The organism is Corallococcus sicarius, assembly GCF_003611735.1.
Taxonomy (GTDB): Bacteria; Myxococcota; Myxococcia; order Myxococcales; family Myxococcaceae; genus Corallococcus; species Corallococcus sicarius.
Genome location: NZ_RAWG01000103.1, coordinates 12601 through 28289, shown reverse-complemented (window position 1 = coordinate 28289; position 15689 = coordinate 12601). Strand labels below are relative to the sequence as shown.

Annotated in this window: 9 protein-coding genes; 4 read left to right on the top strand and 5 right to left on the bottom strand. The window is 66.3% G+C overall.

Annotated features, from left to right (window positions below; translation table 11 throughout):
* A partial coding sequence (locus tag D7X12_RS17875; protein WP_208719115.1) for an O-antigen ligase family protein occupies positions 1 to 631 on the top strand: 631 nt, incomplete at its 5' end.
* A 187-nt stretch (positions 632 to 818) separates the two neighbouring features.
* Here D7X12_RS17875 and D7X12_RS17870 read toward each other — a convergent pair.
* The 4 genes from D7X12_RS17870 to D7X12_RS17855 all read right to left on the bottom strand — a co-directional run bounded on the left by D7X12_RS17870 (position 819) and on the right by D7X12_RS17855 (position 5561).
* Positions 819 to 1292, bottom strand: a complete 474-nt coding sequence (locus D7X12_RS17870; protein ID WP_120626478.1) for an SMI1/KNR4 family protein — start codon at positions 1290 to 1292, stop codon at positions 819 to 821.
* Between the two features lie 3 nt (positions 1293 to 1295).
* A complete protein-coding gene (locus D7X12_RS44340) occupies positions 1296 to 1643 on the bottom strand; it encodes a hypothetical protein (RefSeq protein ID WP_244224613.1) in 348 nt (115 codons plus the stop codon).
* Positions 1644 to 2191: 548 nt separating this feature from the next.
* On the bottom strand, positions 2192 to 4432 hold the full coding sequence (locus D7X12_RS17860) for a KAP family P-loop NTPase fold protein (RefSeq protein ID WP_120626481.1): 2241 nt from the start codon (positions 4430 to 4432) through the stop codon (positions 2192 to 2194).
* A 55-nt stretch (positions 4433 to 4487) separates the two neighbouring features.
* A complete protein-coding gene (locus D7X12_RS17855) occupies positions 4488 to 5561 on the bottom strand; it encodes a glycosyltransferase family 4 protein (RefSeq protein ID WP_120626476.1) in 1074 nt (357 codons plus the stop codon).
* A gap of 91 nt (positions 5562 to 5652) precedes the next feature.
* Here D7X12_RS17855 and D7X12_RS17850 point away from each other — a divergent pair, with 91 nt between their 5' ends.
* The 3 genes from D7X12_RS17850 (at position 5653) to D7X12_RS17840 (ending at position 12501) form a co-directional block, all read left to right on the top strand.
* Positions 5653 to 6783, top strand: a complete 1131-nt coding sequence (locus tag D7X12_RS17850) for a glycosyltransferase (RefSeq protein WP_120626475.1) — start codon at positions 5653 to 5655, stop codon at positions 6781 to 6783.
* A gap of 220 nt (positions 6784 to 7003) precedes the next feature.
* Positions 7004 to 8398, top strand: coding sequence for an undecaprenyl-phosphate glucose phosphotransferase (locus D7X12_RS17845; RefSeq protein ID WP_120626474.1), 1395 nt, complete (start codon positions 7004 to 7006; stop codon positions 8396 to 8398).
* Between the two features lie 110 nt (positions 8399 to 8508).
* Entirely contained in the window at positions 8509 to 12501 is a 3993-nt protein-coding gene (locus tag D7X12_RS17840) for a GspE/PulE/PilB domain-containing protein (protein ID WP_120626473.1), read from the top strand.
* 88 nt (positions 12502 to 12589) lie between these two features.
* Here D7X12_RS17840 and D7X12_RS17835 read toward each other — a convergent pair whose 3' ends face one another.
* Positions 12590 to 15394, bottom strand: coding sequence for a vitamin B12-dependent ribonucleotide reductase (locus D7X12_RS17835; RefSeq protein WP_120626472.1), 2805 nt, complete (start codon positions 15392 to 15394; stop codon positions 12590 to 12592).
* Between the last annotated feature and the right edge of the window lie 295 nt (positions 15395 to 15689).

Here is a 15689-nt window from a genome sequence, read left to right as displayed (position 1 = left end):
GGCGGGGGCGGTGGTGCTGGGGTTGCTGCTGTCCATCTACGGCGCGTTCGCGAGGGCCGCGTTGGGGGCAGCGCTGGGCGTGTGCGTGCTGGCGCTGTTGCTGCTGTTGCGAGGCACGGCCCGGAAGGCGGGGCTCGGGGTGGCGGCGGCGCTGGTGGTGTTGGTGTTGCTGACGCCCGCGTGGCGGGAGCGGTTCGGCAAGGCGGTGGACAACCTGTTCGGCAGCGGGGAGCGCTCACTGGCGATGTCGGTGGGCTGGCGCCTGGTGCGCGAGCACCCGTGGGTAGGCGTGGGCTTCGGCAATCACAAACCCGCGGCGCTGGCGACACAGGCGGAGACGGGCATCACGGACCTGCTGGCCACGGATTCACACAATCTGTGGCTGACGGCCTGGGCGGAGACGGGGCTCGTGGGGCTGATGTTGCTGGCGACGATGCATGCGCTGTTGGCCCGGGCGCTGGTGCGACGGCACCGCATGGGCTCACTGGTGGCGACGGGCGCGCTGTTGTCCTTCATGGGCTTCCACGTCCTGGCCCTGGTGCACTACCTGCCGTTCCACCCGAGCGTGCATCTGTCGTTCATGTTGGTTTGGGGCCTGGGGTTGTGTGAGTACCGCGAGCCGGAGCACTGACCGGGATTGCACGGACCCGACGACCGCAGGAACTAAACTGCGGAAGCTCATCACGAAAGACTCTGGGGCGTAACGCCATGGAAGGATGCGCTGGAGCGGACCGGCGCCGTGGGCGGACGGTTTGACGAGGTTCAATGATGACGAGAAACAGGAACCACTCAAGTGGGCTCCAGACGTCACCGAAGGTTCATTCCCCCGGTGAGTTCCCGCTCAGCCAGTAGGAGCGGTTGCCACTGCGCAGCGCCTTCTCTAGGAACTCCTCGAACGAGGACGCGATGCGCTCCATCTCCGGGAAGGTCTCGTGGAACGCGTCGAACAGCGGGTAGAGGCCATTGGCCCGCTGCGCGACGTCCAGGACGACGAAGTTGGTGTCCTGCATGTCCACCAGGGTGAAGATGGAAGGCGCTCCGTCCTCGTCTTCGTCAGAGGCCCTGATGGCGACTCGTGCACGGCGAATCTCCGCCAGCGGGAGGATGCGGTACTTGGCGTCAGGGAGCGCCTCGAAGAGGGTGCATCCGTCGCAGTGCAGGTAGAAGGCACGCAGGCTCGGATCCATATCCCAACCCACGCGCGCCTCGAAGGCAGTGAGCTGCGCGGGCGTCGCGGGCGGACGGGGGAAGTGGACCCGGGCGATTTCAGTCAGAAGTCGATCCACGGCCATGCCTTAATCCACGTAGGGGCGCTCGGGCCCCGGTGTGCTCCACTGCCCGCCCCCGGAGTAGCAAGCGGGGTACTGCTTGTTGAAGACGCCGTGTACGTCCGCAGGCGCGGGAATCACGTTGTCGGGGGCCAGCGGAGGGCCACCATGCCCCAGATCAAAGATGTGGTGTCCCGCCCAACTCACCCCGTTGCTGTTGGGCCATTCGCCGAACTCGGAACTCCACTGACGACGGAAGCTCGCACGGGAGTTCTCCCACGTGTCACGTCGCGATTTCGTATCCGCCACCTTCGGGTAATTGCAGCAGCAGTGGGTGATGGCGAGGCGCCCACCGGCGGCCGCAGGGAGCAGCATGAATCGTCCCTGCCAGTCTCCCTTGATGTCGGCCAGCCACATGCAGCCCATGAGAGCATGCCCTTGCGCGGCGCACTTCGACTCGCATCTGGACATGAACGCGGGACTGCACTGCCAAGGCCCATAGTAGATGGTCGTGCGCACTTGGCCACCGTCCGGGCTGGGCATGGAAGGGCTCACCCACTTCGCGGACGCAGGGCGAGCACTGACAGCGCCGATAGTGGCCGAGCCGCAGCCCACGAGGGAGAGTAGGGCAGAGGCACTCGCGCACTTGATATGTTTTGGAACTCTCATAGAAAGCGCGATAGCGCGGCCAATCTGGTAAGTTAAGTCACCTTGACGAACGCATCCTGTTGGGTAAGGCGCGTGCGTTCGCTATCCTTGAGCGCTTCGGCAACGCGCGCCCACTCCTATTTCTCCACCGGTCTGCAATGCCTGCCCGCATCTGCCGTTATCACGATCGCCGCAATGGCCTGCTACGCGGCATTTGGCCGGGAGGCACTCTTCAATGGGGTCGCTAGCTGTATTTCGGTAGCTCTCACGGGGAGCTATGTCTCTGGGGCGGTAGTCGCGATGATTTTCTCCAAGTCAGCATGAACCTTATGGAGATTGTTTTTCGACCATACGTCGTGTGGAATTTTCTCAAGCAAAGGGCGAATAAATTCATATTCGCCAAGCAGTTCGAGTAGTTCGCGAAAAGCCTCCGCTGCGTTTCGCGTGGGTGAAATGAGTACAGGGGGGTTGTCGGATGGAGTATTTGCTATGCTAAGCAGAATCCTCGGAAGATTGTCCGGATTTGCTTTGATGCTGCCAACCAGCAGGTGCTGAAGATCTTCGACAGAGAGAGGTGATTTTTCGCCGAGAGCGCTAATCCTCCTTCTGGTTTCATTGATTAACTCCTCCACGGCACGAGGGTCGGCCTGAGTGAATGTTGACTGGTTGTTTAACTCATTTTGGGCGCGAAGGAGCCATGCCGTTGATGGTCTTTCAAGCTCTTCTTGTGTCGCCCAAGCCCAGACTTTCGTGTCGAGTAGCTTGGCCGCGAGGTTGATTGAGAGTGGAGAGTTGATTGCTTCGACAGCTAGTTCGATGGTTGTTCCCGGAGCCGCTGGACCTGAATGGTGTTTGAGGGGAGTAGCCAGGAATCTCAGGGAATATCCAACTAGGCGGTATGGTGTTTCCTCTCGGGTTGTTCCGAATTTAGGAATGGAGGCGATGGCGCCTCTGCATATTTTTTCAACTAGTCCTGGGTTTAGTTGAGTAATTTTGTAGCTGAATTCGAGTTCAAACTGCCTTGATGTTTCTTCGTTCAGGTCAGAAAAAGCCATGAATATGGCATTTCCAATGTCTGATGCTTTTTGGTTCTTCGCGCAGTTTGAGATCGTTTCAAATGCTTCTTTAACCTGCTTCGAACTCAGGCGACCCTTGGTTGCCGAGTATCTGAAGTAATTCCCAAAATAGTCTGGGCTGCGGATGCTGCGGCGCGAGGCGGCTTCTCGTTTGCCGAAGTTGAATGCGCGCTTGGTTGGATCTCCAAAAAGGCAGTTGATGATTGATCTTATTGATGTTTCGTTGCTTCTTGGTTCATTTGTTAATCCTCCTCTGATGATGCGTAGGAGTTCAGTTTCTCTTGTTGCTATTGTCTCGGGGTTGTCGTCGAAAAGAAAAGGATCTGTGAGAAATTTCGAACTTCTTCTGACCCGATCATAGATGTCGGGATAGAATATGCGAAGAGTTTCGATTAACGCCGCATCAACTAAGTTCAAGTCGGGATTTGGGCCGGCAAGTAACAGAGTTCTTACGCTGTTTATGTAGCGGGCAAGATCTCTGGGTGTTTCTACTTCCTGAGTGATGAGTCTTATTTCATCCGGGAGGTAATGTTTTTGGGCGTTTAGTGCGCTTGGAAGTGGGTGATCCAGGAAGCTGAAGGTCGTCTCCAGATCGGTTGAAATGAGGGACGCCATTTTTCTGAAATCTGGGAGGGGAATGTGTATTGGTATTTGGATTATTTTGTCTAGGTAGTCTTCGCCATATCCTTCGGAAGTGGAGTGTTTGAGTATATCCCGAACACGCTCCTCATCCATGGCAAGCAATATTGTTGTGTAGGGGAGGTCTTTGACTGTCCTGATTAGGCGAAAGATGCTTAGTAGGTCGTCTTTGCTTAGGCGATCAAGGTCGTCGATCAAAATCAGGAGTCGTCCGCCTGAGTTGCCGAATTCTGTCAACGCTTCGGCAACTGCTTCGCGGCCCTTTCTGAGTCGTTGCTCGCCATCGTCTGGGTTTGAAAGAGCGTCTATTAGATCGCTAGATTCCTTTGCCGCGCCTGCTGCATTTGATGCTGCCTCGGCCGCTTCTTTGAATCGTTCGAGGTCAACGCTCGCTCCAAAAATAGAGATACCTTTTGAAGCGATGGTCAAGAATGAACTCATTGCTTTGAGTCCAACTATGGCCTTCTTTTTCCAGGGGCTTTTGTCCTTCCCGAACTCGCGCGCGATTGTCGAGAAGAAGGAATTGATCAATGCCCCTGTATCGCTATAGAACCAGGGATTGAAGGAGGCGATGATTGTATTTTTGTAGTCTTCGTGAGTGCTTGTGTACTCGCTTAGCATCGTGAGGATGGAGGTTTTTCCGATGCCCCATTGGCCAAAAACTCCAACAACTAAGCCGTGCTCGTCTGGCCACTTTATTGTGATATTTGCCAGTCGCGGAATGAAGTTGTCGGCAAGATCGAATTTGTCGTCGGTGATTTTTCTGGGCGGCTGATCAGGGTTTAATGGGGGTCTTGTCATTTGGGTTTGTGGTTTAAATTTGGTTTTTTTTGGTTTCAGCTTGTGTTGTTGTGGTTCAGTGTGGCCAGAGGCTGTTGCTGAGAGAGAGCGCGCGACGGTAAACGCCTGCCGTATGTAACGCGCACGTGGTCCAATTGAACCGGGCAGCCCTCTCGGCCCCCGCGTCAATCAGACCTCGGCGTAAAGCGTCATCGCGCAGGATTCGCAGCGTCGCCTCGCGCCAAGCGACTGGGTCATCGGGAGGCAGCCGCATCGCCGCATTGCCCACGACCTCCGGGAGCGCTGTCGCGTCCGAAGCAATCACAGGACACCCAGCCGCCATGGCCTCCAGGGCCGGCAAGCCAAAGCCCTCATACTTCGACGGCAACAACAGCGCCGCCGCCGCGCCGTAGAACAGCGCCATCTCCGACTCGGGCAGTTCCTCCAGGTCGATGACGTTCTCGTGCAGGCCCGTCTCGTGCGCCACCGCGCCCTTGCCCGCGAGCAACACCATGGGCACCGGCAGGTCCGCCGCGAACTTCCCCAGCATCGCCAGGTTCTTGAACGGCTTCGCGTTGCCCACCACCGCCACGTACCGCTCCGGCAGCTCATGCCGCTCGCGGAACGCGCGGGCCTCGCTCGCCGTCGGAGGCTCGAACCGTGAATCCACACCGTTGTGGATGACCTGGAAGCGGTACGGCGACATCTTCAGGTACTTCCCCAATTCCTCCCGGGAGAAGTCAGACACCGTGATCAGCGCGGACGCCGTGCGCGCCCGGGGCCCCACCACGGCCTTGTAGTAGATGGCCTGCACCGGCGTGTACTGGTCCGCCAGCGCCAGGTGGTTCGCGTCATGCAACGTCGCCACCAGCTTCCCCGGCCAGAACAGGGGCAGGGAGAACGACGTCGCGTGGAACAGGTCCGGCTTGAGCTTGTTCAGCTCATACGCCAGCAGCGGCTGCTCCAGCGGGGACAGGTACGCCGCCCGCGTGCGGTGCAGCGGAATCCGGGGCGTCAGCGCTCCCAGCCCGTCCGGCAGGCCCTGGGCCGGCACGAGGGCGGAGAACTCCAGGTCCGGGGCAAGCCCGGGCAACCTTCGCGCCAGCTCCAGCGCGTAGCGCGCGATGCCGTGGAGCTGACCGCGTACCATTCTCAAGTCGAGGAGGACAGAGGGCACGCTCCCTGGCCTACCACACGCGGGACAGGCGGGCACCGCTGCTCCAGTGGTACAAGGCGCCCCCGTGAAGGTCGCCCTCGTCCACGACTGGCTCGTCACCCACCGCGGCGGAGAGCGCGTCCTCGACGCCCTCTGCGAGCTGTACCCCGACGCGGACCTCTACACGCTCATCCACCAGCCGGGCAGCCAGCCCCCCCGCATCGAGAACCGACGCATCACCACGTCGTTCCTCCAGCACATCCCCGGCATCCACGCGCGCTACCGCCACTTCCTGCCGCTGTTCCCCCGCGCCATCGAAGCGCTGCGCATCACCGGGGACTACGACCTCGTCCTGTCCTCCAGCCACTGCGTGGCCAAGGGCATCCACGCCCCGCCCGGCGTGCCGCACCTGAGCTACGTGCACGCGCCCATGCGGTACATGTGGGACCTGTTCGACGACTACTTCGGCCCCGGCCGCACCCGCCTCCCCGTGCGCGCCGCCGCGCTCGCCGTGCGCCCGTACCTCCAGCACTGGGACCGCGCCTCCACCGACGGCGTGGACCGCCTCGTCGCCAACAGCCAGCACATCGCCGGGAAGATCCGCCGCTTCTGGGGCCGCGAGGCCTCCGTCGTCCCGCCCCCCGTGGAGCTCGAGCGCTTCACCCGGCTGCCCCTCGAAGGGGGAGGGCAGGGCGGCTACTTCCTGTGGCTCGGCGCCTTCGCCCCCTACAAGCGGCTGGACGTCGCGCTCGAGGCCTTCCGCACCCTGGACACCCCCCTGTGGGTGGTGGGCACCGGCCAGGAGTCCGCGCGCCTCACGTCGGGCCCGCTGCCGCCCCACATCCGCTTCCTCGGCAACGTCCCCGACGCCGCGCTCCCCGCCCTCTACCGCGACGCGCGCGCGCTCCTCTTCACCCCCGAGGAGGACTTCGGCATCACCCCCCTGGAAGCCCAGGCCACCGGCCGCCCCGTCATCGCCTTTGGCAAAGGCGGCGCCCTGGAGACCGTCACCCCGAAGACGGGCCTCTTCTTCCCCGAACAGACCCCCGCGTCGCTCGCCGCCGCCGTGCGCCAGTTCGATGCCTGGGAGCAGTCCTTCCGCCCGGAAGACGCCCGCGCCCAGGCCGAACGCTTCGGCCGCACCCGCTTCCAGCAGGCCATCCAGGCCGAGGTCGACGCCCTCCTGGGCCTGTCCCCGCCCTCCCCAGGGGTGTGACAGCGCTGTCCGCCCCGTCCCCACTTTCCGAGGGACGGCCGGCCCCTCCCACGCCGAGTGTCGGAAGTCCGCTGGGCCAACCCCTTGGTTTTACGGAAAAAACCGTGCTAGGACGCCGCGCGGGGGCGGGTCGCGGGCCGGCAACGGGGCTCGGGGTCCAGGGTGCGTGTCTTGCAACGGCAGTGGCGGTCTCCCCCGCCATCCGACAGGAGTCACCGCGGTGTTCGGTCGCCTGCAACGCTTCTACACGTCCATCAAGGTCGCCGCCGACGCGGGGATGCTCGGGGTGGCGTTCGTGCTCGCGTACTTCACCCGCTTCAGCGGTGTCATGCCCATCACCGAGGGCATCCCGCCGCCGATGGAGACGTTCGTCTCCCTGCTGATGGTGCTGATCATCTTCCCGATGACGTTCCAGCAGGCCCGGCTGTACGCGACCAACCGCTCGCGCACGCACATGGGCGAGCTGTTCGAGCTCTTCAAGGCGACCATCACCGCGACGCTCGTGCTGGTGGCGGTGACGTACTTCATCCGTGAGCGGTACTCGCGCCTCACGCTGGCCATCTTCGTCGTCTACGCCTTCACGCTCATCGCCCTGTCGCGGCTCGCGTTCCGCCAGGTGCTGAGCGAGGTGCGCCGGCGCGGCTACAACCTCAAGTCCATCCTCGTCATTGGCGCGGGGGACCTGGGGCTGCGCACCATCGAGACGGTGGAGAGCCACCGCGAGCTGGGCTTCCGGGTGATGGGCGTGCTGTCGCTCAAGCCGGAGAAGGTGGGCCAGTGGGTGGGCGGCGTGCGCGTCGTGGACCACGTGCAGAACGTGGAGGCGTACCTGGATGCGCACCCGGTGGATCAGGTCATCATCGCCGTGCCGCTGGAGGACCAGGCGCAGGTGAAGCCGCTGATGGAGCAGCTCGCGCTGCGCACGGTGGACGTCAAGGTGGTGCCGGACCTGTACCAGTACATCACCCTGTACGGCGGCCTGGAGGAGTTCGGCGGCCTGCCCATCATCAGCCTCCAGGGCGACCCGATGGACGGCTGGAGCCGCGTGGCCAAGCGCGTGTTCGACGTGCTGTTCTCGCTCCTGGCCATCCTCGTGAGCGCGCCCGTGATGGCGGCGACGGCGCTGCTGGTGCGGCTGACGAGCCGGGGCCCCATCCTCTATCGCCAGGTGCGCATGGGGATGGACGGGCGCACCTTCTCCATCCTCAAGTTCCGCACCATGCGCGTGGACGCCGAGGTGTCCGGCGCCACCATGGCGAGCGCCGTGGACGCGCGCCGCACGCCGGTGGGCACGTTCCTGCGCAAGTACTCGCTGGATGAGCTGCCGCAGTTCTTCAACGTGCTGCGCGGGGACATGAGCCTCGTGGGGCCGCGCCCGGAGCGCCCCGTCTTCATCGAGGAGTTCAAGCGCCAGATTCCGCGCTACCACCTGCGGCACAAGGTGAAGGCGGGCATCACCGGCTGGGCGCAGATCAACGGCCTGCGCGGCCAGACGTCCATCCAGAAGCGCATCGAGTACGACCTGTACTACATCGAGAACTGGTCGCTCCTGATGGACCTGAAGATCCTCCTGCGCACCGCGCTGGGCGGCTTCCTGTCGAAGAACGCGTACTGACCCCGCGGGGCCCGGAGCTTGGGGCAGGCAGGCGGGCGTGACGGAAGCGCAGGTCGTATTCACGCGCACCCTCCGCGAGTGCCGCGAAGCCGTCTAGAATCCGTCGGTACATGGCCGACAAGCTTGGAATCACCCTGGTCCGCAAGGGCCTCCTGACGCAGGCGCAGCTCGACCAGGGGCTTGGTGTCCAGCTCGTCCACGGGGGCCGGCTGGGCACCCGGCTGGTGGAGCTGGGGTTCCTCGACATCGAGACGGTGGGCATGGTGCTGGGGGAGTTGACCCGGATGCCCGTGGCGATGGAGGCGGACTTCGACGCCGTCACCGACGCGACGCTGAAGCTGCTGACGCCGGATCAGGCGGAGAAGCACCAGGCGTTCCCGCTCGCGGTGGAGGGGCGGCGGCTGAAGGTCGCGCTGGCGAACCCGCTGGAGCTGCAGACGACGGATGCGCTCGGGTTCATCACCGGGATGCGCATCGTGCCGTACGTCACGCCGGAGCTGCGGCTGTTCCAGTACCAGGCGCGCCACTACGGCATCGCACGTCCGACGAAGCCGCTGCCGGCGCTCGCGCCCGTGCCCATCCGCAGGTCCGTCACCGTGGCCACGGCGCCCCTGCCGCCCATGCCGCCTCCCCCCGTGCGTCCGGAGCCGCAGGTGTCCGCGATGTTCGGAGGGCTCGCGCCGGGACAGTTCCTCAGTGATGACTCGGACGCCGAGGATGCGGCGCCGGGCGCGCCTGAGCCCGTCGTGGCCAGCGAGGAGGAGCTTCCGCAGATCGTGATGGGGGAGGCCATGCCTGCGCCGTCCGTGGGAGAGGCTGCGCGTCCGGGAGGAATTCCCGTGCTCGCGCCCGCCCGCGCTCCGGTGGCGGCACAGCCTCCGGGATTGGTGGCGCGGCAGGGTGGGATTCCGGTGCTCGCCGGGCCGGGCGCGGCGCCTCCGGGGCCGGGTGGAGCGCCTGTGCGTGCGACGCCTCCGCCGGGAGTGCCGGCGAGCCCGCCGCCTGGAATGGTGGGACGGGGAGGACCTGGGCCTGCGGTGCCGGGTGCGCGGCCTCCCTCGGCGGTGGGCATTCCCTCGGTGCCGGGTGCGCGGCCTCCCTCGGCGGTGGGCATTCCCGCGGTGCCGGGTGCGCGGCCTCCGTCGGCGGTGGGCATTCCCGCGGTGGGCAGGGCGCCGCCTCCCGGGGTACGTGCCGCGCCTCCGGGGGGACCGGTGGGCCCGGGCCCTGCGACGCCGCGTCCGCCGGGGCCTGGGGGCGCGCCGATGCCTCCTGGGATGGTCCGGGCAGGGCCGCCCCCGGGCGCGATGCCTCCTGGAATGGCACCCCGGCCTGCTCCGGGGACGCCGCCTCCCGTGATGGCGGGGCAGGTTCCTCCGGCAGGGCGGCGTCCGTCGTCCGCCACGGGGATCCCGGTCGCTGGGCCTCCGGGGGCTGTGCCGCCGACTGCCGCGCAGGGAAGGCCGGTGGGGGCGCCGCCTCCCGGAGCACCTCCGCGACAGGGGCGTCCGTCGGGGACCATGCCGGCGGTCGCTGGCGGACCGATGACGGGAGCGCCCGTGCTCGCCGCGCAGCCGCGTCCTGGTTCTCCGGGGCCTGTCGCGGGTTCATCTCCGGGTGGACCTTCGAATGACGTTGCTCCGGCTGGGATGAATGCGGTGGTTTCGCCGCAGGCCGCTGCACTGGGTGACGCGAATGCCATCAAGGTTTCATCTCCGGGTGGATCGCCGGATGCCGCCGCTCATGATGGGGTGCGTGCCCACGCTGGGGTGGCTCAGGGCGGGGCTCCGGATGCCATTGCGCACGGTGCCGCGAATGCCCTCGTGGACACGGCGTGGGGCGACCTGGCGATAGCCACAGAACACGTCGACATGGACGTGACGGATACCCTCTCAGTCGCTGCTCCCGGTGGAGAGCCGCCCACTGCTGCCCAAGGTGTGTCAGGCACGGTGCCGCCTGCAGGCTCACTCCGGGTCGAACCGCCGACTGCCGACTCCGATGCGAGCCTCCCGTTCTCCATGGGGGCCGCAGTGGATGGGAACTCGGGAACCGCGCCGGGTGCGGTTGCCCCCATGCAAGCGATTGCATCGTCGGCCCAGCCCGAGCTGGTGCTGGACGCTGAGCTTGTCGACGATGACGACAACATCCTGATCCCCGAGTCGTTCGACGCCGAGCCCGAAGCGCCTCCTGTTCAGGTCGCTGCCCCGAACGCCCAGGAGCCCAAGCGCCCCGAGGCCCTCGTTGAGGAGGCACTCGCCAACGACGACATCCTCGAAGAGGCCGAGGTGATGTCCGCCGAGCCGCACAAGGCCCAGGCTGATGCAGAGCCTTCCTGGGATGTCTTTACCGATGAGTCCTCACCGAGCACGTCCGCACGGAGTGACACGGCGGAGGTGAGCCCGAGCACCCCTGCGGCCATCCTCACCGAGGCCCCTGGTTCCACCCAGCTCACGCCGCCGCCAGCCTTCGAAGTCGCCAGTCACGAAGACGGGCTGCTGGATGTGATGGAGTTCGAGGACCTTCCGGACGCGTCTACCTCCGCGCCCCCCGCTCCCGCCGTCGTTGAAGCCGCCACCCCTCCCGAGGCGCCCGTCCTCACGGCCTCCCAGGCGTCCTCCGAGCAGGAGCAGGTGGCGCCGCTCGAACCGCAGTCGGCGGAAGACGTGCTGGTGTCTGCCCATTCCGACGCTCCGGCCCCTGTCGAAGTCGTCGCACCGCGCTCCGATGTCCAGGCGTCCCCTGTCGAAAACGCCACCGTCCCCCAGGACAGCGAAACCGACGCGCTTGAGTTCAGCCTGGCGGGCGAGTCGACCGCGGCCGTCACGCCGCCCGTCGCTCCCGCACCCGAGTCCTCCGAGCCCTGGCAGGTCGCCGCCGCGCCGAAGCCCCTCTCGGAGCCCGCCGTCCCGCAGTCGCCTGAGACAGGCCTGACCGCCGCGCCTCCTCCCGACGCGGCACCTTCCGTCGATGCATCGCGAACCGGAATCCCCCCCGAGTTCGAGGTCGCGCTGATCCCCGAAGGCGCATTCCCGCAGGAACCCCAGTCCGCGGAGGCGCCGGAGCCCGCATCCATCGCCGCGACTCCGGAGCCTGCCCCGGAATCACCTGCCGCCACGGGGCCCCACTCCGAAGCGGTCTCCTACCTCCAGGTCGAGGAGGACGTCCCGGCCGTCACTGCCAGCGCCCCGGACGCCACGGAAGCGCGGGCGCAAGCCGAAGCACCCGCTGCGCCTCCCGAGGACACGACCCCTCCGAAGCCGCGCCTCGTGGTCTCGCCCGCTCCGGCTCCTGCGCGCGAGCGGACGCCCATCTCGCTCGACGACCTGCCCGCGTCCTCCGAAGAGCCCATGCAGCTCGCGTCCACCTGGGAGTTCGTGGGCTGGCAGGGCGGCGGGGAAGGGGAGGGCACGGTGGGCCACACCGCGGAGACGACCTGGGCGGACCGCGGGGTCGACCTGGAGGGCCCCGCCACGTCCACCCCAGCCTCGAACGAAGGGGGCGTGGCCCTGGCCTCCGCGTGGGAGTTCATGCAGCAGCCATGGCAGCCGCAGGCCACCCTGCCGCTCGACACCGCCCAGGGCCTGCTCGCCGCCGCCAGCGCCTCCACCGACACGCCGCTGAACGGCCCCTCCGTCACGGCGGATCAGGTCCTCACCGCGCTCGACACGGCGGACTCGCAGGGCACGGTCGGCAAGGTGCTGCTGGCCTACAGCGCGGGCCGCTTCCGCCGGGCCTTCCTCCTGGGCGACAGCTTCGGGCTCGCGCGTGTGGGGCGCGCCTGGGGCCCGGGCAGTGAGCGCCCGGAGGTCTCCGCGCTCAAGGTGGACCTGGATTCGCCGTCCCTCCTCGCGTCCGCGCTGAAGGGCCCCAGCCCCAGCGTCTTCAGCGCGCCGCAGGGCCCGCAGGACGAGGCCATCTTCTCCGCGCTGTGCGAGTCCGAATCGCACCTGCTCGTGTTCCCGCTGCACGCCCGCGGTCAGCCCGTGGCGTTCTTCGTGGCTGAGCACGGCCCCGCCCCCGTGGAACTCAGCACGCTGGAGGAGCTGGCCCGCATCGCGGATCGCGCCGTGGAGATCTGCACCCGCCTCCACCGCTTCCCTTGAGTCCAGGGCCGCGCTGAAGACACGAAGGGCCCGGCGCCATCGCATCGGCACCGGGCCCTTCTTCATTTCCGCCTGGCGAACCGAAGGCCTAGCTGCAGCCGCTCGTCGTGCCGCAGTTCGCGCACTTGTAGCAGGCGCCGCTGCGCACGGTGATGGCGCCGCAGGTGTGGCAGGGCGGGGCGTCCGCCTGGTTCAGGTACGTGCTGCGCGAGCTCATCGCGGACAGCTGCAACGTCGCCGGCTGCGCGGACACCGCCGCCTGCTTCACGGGCTCCGGACGGGCCTCTTCCACCTGCGTCACCTCCGCCTCGTCACCGCACGGCGCGGTGGGCAGGAACTTCAGCGACAGCCACCGGAAGATGTAGTCCGTGATCGACTTGGCGATGGGGATGGCCGGGTTGCCGGTGAAGCCGCTCGGCTCGTAGCGGGTGTGGCAGAACTTGTCCGCCAGCACCTGCAGCGGCACGCCGTACTGGAGCGCCAGCGACACGCTGGTGGCGAAGCTGTCCATCAGCCCGCTCACCACCGAGCCCTCCTTCGCCATCACCACGAACAGCTCTCCCGGCGCGCCGTCCTCGTACATGCCCACCGTCAGGTAGCCCTCGTGGCCGCCGATGGAGAACTTGTGCGTGATGGACTGCCGCTCGTCCGGCAGCCGGCGGCGGTGCGCCTTCGGCTCGGGCGTCACCAGCGGGGCCACGGGTTCGGCCGCCACGTGGCGCGTCTCCTTGGGCTTGTCCTGGGACGTGTTGAGCGGCTGCGTGCGCTTGCACCCGTCGCGGTACACGGCGACGGCCTTCAGGCCGCTCTTCCACGCCTCCAGGTAGGCCTTCTCGATGTCCTCCACCGTGGAGTCCGTGGGCATGTTCACGGTCTTGCTGATGGCGCCGGAGAGGAACGGCTGAGCCGCCGCCATCATCTCGATGTGGCCCATCCAGTGGATGCTGCGCTGGCCCTTGGACGGCTTGAACGCGCAGTCGAACACCGGCAGGTGCTCCGGCTTCAGGTGCGGCGCGCCCTCGATGGTGTCGTGCTTGTCCAGGTACGCGATGATGTCCTGCGCCTGCGTCTGCGGGTAGCCCAGCTTCTCCAGCGCCAGCGGCACCGTCTGGTTGACGATCTTCAGCATGCCGCCGCCCACCAGCTTCTTGTACTTGATGAGCGCGATGTCCGGCTCGATGCCGGTGGTGTCGCAGTCCATCATGAAGCCGATGGTGCCCGTGGGCGCCAGCACCGTCACCTGGCTGTTGCGATAGCCGTGCTCCGTGCCGCGCGCCAGCGCGTCGTCCCACGCCTCCTTCTGCGCCTGGAGCAGCTCCGCGCTCACGCCCTCCACCTGGAGCTGGTACGCCGCCTTGCGGTGCTTGCGGATGACGCCCAGCATCGGCTCCGCGTTGTTCCCGTAGCCGGCGAACGCGCCCTGCTTCTGGGCGATGCGAGCGCTCGTGGCGTACGCCTCGCCGCACATCAGCGACGTGATGGCCGCCGCGTAGTTGCGGCCCGCGGGGGAGTCGTACGGCAGGCCCGTGGCCATCAGCAGCGCGCCCAGGTTCGCGTACCCCAGACCCAGCGGACGGTAGTCGTGGCTGTTCTGGGTGATGCGCTCGGTGGGGTAGCGGCTGAAGCCGACGATGATCTCCTGCGCCAGCAGCACCACCGACACCGCGTGCTTGAACGCGGCCACGTCGAAGCCGCCCTCCAGCGTGCGGAAGTGCATCAGGTTCAGCGACGCCAGGTTGCACGCCGAGTCATCCAGGAACATGTACTCGGAGCAGGGATTGGACGCGTTGATGCGCGCCGTGCCGGAGCACGTGTGCCACGCGTTCACCGTGGTGTCGTACTGGAGGCCGGGGTCGCCGCACAGGTGCGCCGCCTCCGCGATCTCCCGGAACAGCTCCCGCGCCTTGTGCGTCTCCATCACCTGGCCGTCGCGCACCGCGCGCGTCTGCCACGGGCCGTCATTCACCACCGCCTTCATGAAGTCGTCGGTGACGCGGACGGAGTTGTTCGAGTTCTGGAAGTAGACGGACCCGTAGGCCTCGCCGTTGAACGAAGGATCGTAGCCGGCTTCGATCAGCGCCCAGGCCTTCTGCTCCTCCTTCGACTTGCAGCGGATGAACTCCAGGATGTCCGGGTGGTCCGCGTTGAGGATGACCATCTTCGCCGCGCGGCGCGTCTTGCCACCGCTCTTGATGACGCCCGCGAACGCGTCGAAGCCGCGCATGAACGACACCGGGCCGGACGCGGTGCCGCCGCCCGCCAGCAGCTCCTTGCTGCCGCGCACCGTGGAGAGGTTGGTGCCCGTGCCGCTGCCGTACTTGAAGAGCATCCCCTCCGTGCGCGCCAGCCCGAGGATGGACTCCATGTTGTCGTCCACGCTGTTGATGAAGCACGCCGAGCACTGCGGGTGCGCTTCCACGCCCACGTTGAACCAGACGGGCGAGTTGAAGGCTGCCTTCTGGCGCAGCAGCAGGTGCGTCAGCTCCGCGTGGAACGCCTCGCGGTCCACCTCCGACGCGAAGTAGTGCCCCTCCGCGCCCCAGCGGGTGAGCGTGTCCACCACGCGCGCCACCAGCTTGCGCACGCTCGTCTCACGCTCCGGGGTGCCCGGCGTGCCCCGGAAGTACTTCGACGCGACGACGTTCGTCGCCAGCATCGACCAGGACTTGGGGACCTCGATGTCCTTCTGGTCGAAGACGACCTTGCCGTCCTCACCCTTGATGCTCGCGCTGCGGTACTCCCACGCCAGCTCGTCCGCGGGGTCCACCCCGGGCGTCGTGAAGAAGCGCTCCACGGTCAGTCCAGTCGTCGCCGCCGCCGCCTTCCCCTTCGCCTTCCCGCCGCGACGCTCCTTCCCCCCCACCACCGGCTTGCCACCCAGTTCCTTCTCCATGACGCCCACCTCCAGATTCACTGAGAGTACGGATGCGAAATTTGCAAAATCGCCAACGCCGCGAGATCCCAGGGGTTCAGGTGATCACGCGAAGACAGTAGGGGAGCGGCGCCAGGATGGTTCGGGAGGGGCGGAAGCCAGCAGACCCACCGCTGGAATCCGGGCCCGGGCCTGACTGCCCTCCCGCCGGGCGGGCGGATCCATATGATCGCTCGTGGGGTCCGTCAACATCGCCCGCTCCCCTATATCTGGTGTCTGAAGTTGACTTACACACTCCATTTAGGGGGCTCTCCGG

Coding starts and splice junctions, on each gene's coding strand:
- D7X12_RS17870 (WP_120626478.1), bottom strand. CDS start 1,292: ATGGCCGTGGATCGACTTCTGACTGAAATCGCCCGGGTCCACTTCCCC.
- D7X12_RS44340 (WP_244224613.1), bottom strand. CDS start 1,643: ATGCTGCTCCCTGCGGCCGCCGGTGGGCGCCTCGCCATCACCCACTGC.
- D7X12_RS17860 (WP_120626481.1), bottom strand. CDS start 4,432: ATGACAAGACCCCCATTAAACCCTGATCAGCCGCCCAGAAAAATCACC.
- D7X12_RS17855 (WP_120626476.1), bottom strand. CDS start 5,561: ATGGTACGCGGTCAGCTCCACGGCATCGCGCGCTACGCGCTGGAGCTG.
- D7X12_RS17840 (WP_120626473.1), top strand. CDS start 8,509: ATGGCCGACAAGCTTGGAATCACCCTGGTCCGCAAGGGCCTCCTGACG.
- D7X12_RS17835 (WP_120626472.1), bottom strand. CDS start 15,394: ATGGAGAAGGAACTGGGTGGCAAGCCGGTGGTGGGGGGGAAGGAGCGT.